Origin of the sequence: Actinoallomurus acaciae (assembly GCF_042429965.1) — a bacterium.
Classification (GTDB): Bacteria; Actinomycetota; Actinomycetes; order Streptosporangiales; family Streptosporangiaceae; genus Actinoallomurus; species Actinoallomurus acaciae.
This window is the reverse complement of sequence record NZ_JBHLZP010000764.1, coordinates 1-2,995: the sequence shown is the minus strand read 5'-3', so window position 1 is coordinate 2,995 and position 2,995 is coordinate 1. Positions and strand designations below refer to the sequence as shown.

Sequence of the window (2,995 nt, the reverse complement as noted above, 5' to 3'; positions counted from 1 at the left end):
AGCCGCGCGCTGATCGTCGCGGCTGCGGGCGGCGGCCTCGTGGCGCTGGTGGCCGCCGCCGCCGTGGTCATCCCGCGTGGCCGGGCCCGCCACTGGCGCCCGGCCGGGCGTGAGGACGACGGAGAGGCCGTTTCCGACGGTCCGTGAGCCACGCCGGTCCGTGGGTTACGCGGGCGGCTACTCCTCGTCGAGGATGGCCAGCCGGGCGGTGCCGCTCACGTCGGCGACCGTCGGCCGGACACCCGCGACGCGGCACAGCAACTCGATGTCGTGCTCGAACGCGGTGTCCAGAACGTCCTCGGCGCCCATCTCCTCCAGCGCGCGCCGCGCCTCGGGCGAGTTCGCCTCCCCGTCGCCGCTCTCCCCGAGGTCATCGACCGTCTCGCCGTCGCGGTAGACGAGGAACGCGAAGTCGGCGTTGATGCTCATGTAGCTGGACACCGCGAAGGTTCCCGCCGAGAGGCCCGGTTCGTTGACCGCCCGCCACCCGTTGTCCTCCACGAGCAGCGTGTGCGGGCCGAGCGCGAAGGCGGCCACGGCCGTGTTCGGCTCGGCCTCCTCCAGGTCGGAGCGCTCCAGCAGGTCGGACCACGTGCCGGTGGTGACCTGCGACGGCTGGGCGCCGAGGCGCCGCAGCGCCTCGTCCGGCTCGACGTCGTGGATGACGGTCACGCAGTACGCCTCGTCGTTCAGCCGCGTCAGCCACGCGGTGTGATCCTCGCCCGGCTCTTCCGCCTGCGAGACCTGCCCACCGTCGCGCCAGACGACGGTTCCGTCCTCGCGGCGCAGCACGACGCTCTCGCGCTCCACGACCAGTTCGTCGCCCGGCCCGCCCAGGTCCAGCACCGGGGAACCGTCGTCGGCGCGTACGCGGAGCATGCCGTCGTCGTCGAGCGTGAGCTGCGTACGGCGGTCGCCCCCGTAGTAGCCGTCCCAGAGCCAGCGTCCGTCCTCGCCGTACAGCACGATCCGGCAGTCGTCGCGATGGGCCAGCACCGTGCCGCCGTCGGCGGAGGTGAGGGACTGCCGCCGCAGCGTCTCGCCGCGCCGCAGCACCGAGCCCCGCGCCACGTCGGCCACCGGCGCCGGAGGGTGCGGCCCGGTCCTGACCTCCCAGACCGCGGTACCCGCGTCGTCGAGGAGCGCGATGCCGCCCTCATCGTCGACGACGAGCCACTGCGCGCCCGAGCCCGCCGTGCCCGACCGCCAGACCGGTCCCCCGCACAGGTTGCGGACGACGAGTTCGCCGTCCTCGGTCAGGTCGGTCCAGCCGTCGCCGGCCCACCACGTGTCCGTCGCCCAGACCGCCCGGTGCTCCGGGTTGTAATACAGCACCAGGTTCCCGTCGTCCTGGTGCACGAGGGTGTAGACGCCCGAGATCGAGGTGAGCGACTGGTGCCGCAGCCGCCCGCCACGGCCCAGCTCCGGGCCGCCGTACACGTGCGGGTGGGCCGGCGGGGGCGCCGCCGACAGGTCGCGCATGTAGTCGCGCCAGAGCGTTTCCCCCTCGGTGTCCACCAGGCACAGGTCCCGCGTCTTGCGGTCGCCGTACGGGAGGATCCGCCAGGTCAGGAGCGTGTCCGGCTGCTGCTCCATCCACTGGACCAGCGGGACCAGCAGCGTGTGGCTCCAGCCGTAGCCGCGCGCGCTCATGCTGACCTGCAGCGAGCCGTCGGGGTTGCGGGCCACGGTGTGGCGCCTCTTCCCGCCTTCCCGCAGCAGGTAACGGTCGCCGGTGATCGCGGCGACGGGCGCCGCGTCGCCCAGGGCCGCCGACTCCACCGGGCCGGTGCGCGAGTTCATCAACCGCACGCGTTGCCCGTCGAGAAGCTCGAAGTCGCCGTCGTCGGTGAGGACGAGCGAGCGGGCCTCCGGCGCCGCGTAGCCGGAACGCCAGATGAGCTCGTGGCCGTCGTCGGGAGCCTCGACCTGGACCGCCCCGCCGATCCCGAGGAGCAGCCGCCCCGCGACCGGCCGGTCCGGCTCCCCGGCCCGCCACCGGACCTCTCCGACGCTCTCGTCCGTCACGGTCGCGACGCCGTCGGCGTCGTACCGCAGCACGAACCGGCCGGACGGCGAGGTGAGCGACTCACCGTCGCGAAGCCGATTGAACTGGATCAATTCCTGCACAGATATCTCCACTTCACGTCGGTGGAAAGACGGCGACGCCCATTCATGTGGTTAATTCCGCATACGGAGAGGAGGGGAGAACGGTTCATGCGCCGGTGTCGTCTCCCCCGAATCGACCACGGCGTACGATGATCAACCGGTTTTCCGGTTTGGCGTTGAAAGGGGGAGACCGAGCGGTCCGCGCCGTATCTCGAAGACAGGCAGGTGGCCGATGATCGGACAGGTCGCCTCGGTCGCGTTTCTTCTGTCGGCGACGAGCGTGCCGGCCCATGCCCGCGCATTGGACGAGGCGGCCGAGCGCATCGACGACTACGCCGTCGTCCTCACCATCGAGCCCGACGGGCGCCTGCACGTGGCCGAGCGGATCCGGTACACCTTCGCCCCCGGACCGGGGCGGCACGGCATCGAGCGCTGGATCCCCGAGCGCATGCGCTACGACGTGCGCCACGACCGGGTTCTGCGGTTCAGCGGGTTCCGCGTGACCAGCCCGCCCGGCCCCGCGGGCGCGTTGACGCTCCGCGAGGACGACGGCACGGAGAAGCTGCGCATCGGCGATCAGCACCGGACCGTCACCCCGACCTACGCGATCGACTACGACGTCGACGGCGCGGTGACCCGCGACGACTCCGGGATCCTCCTGAGCTGGAACGCGATCGGAGCCGACTGGAACGTCCCGATCACGCGCGCCGGCGTGACCGTACGCTCGCCCGCCCCCGTCCAGGGCGTGACCTGCGCCGCGGGCGCCGAACACGACACGGCGCCGTGCGAGCGGGCGACGTCGGCGGGCACCACCGCGACCTTCGCCGCCACCGGACTGCCCGGCCTCGCCGGGCTCACCGTCCGCGTCGGGCTTCCACGGGGTTCG

Annotated in this window: 2 protein-coding genes; one reads left to right on the top strand and one right to left on the bottom strand. The window is 72.6% G+C overall.

Annotated elements, in window-relative coordinates:
* Window positions 1–177: 177 nt before the first annotated feature.
* A complete protein-coding gene (locus ACFFNX_RS46590) occupies window positions 178–2,130 on the bottom strand; it encodes a DUF6461 domain-containing protein (RefSeq protein ID WP_378212788.1) in 1,953 nt (650 codons plus the stop codon).
* A gap of 211 nt (window positions 2,131–2,341) precedes the next feature.
* On the opposite strand from ACFFNX_RS46590, the gene ACFFNX_RS46585 reads away from it, so the two are divergent.
* Window positions 2,342–2,995 (top strand): DUF2207 domain-containing protein (locus tag ACFFNX_RS46585; protein WP_378212787.1); only part of this gene is annotated, 654 nt, incomplete at its 3' end.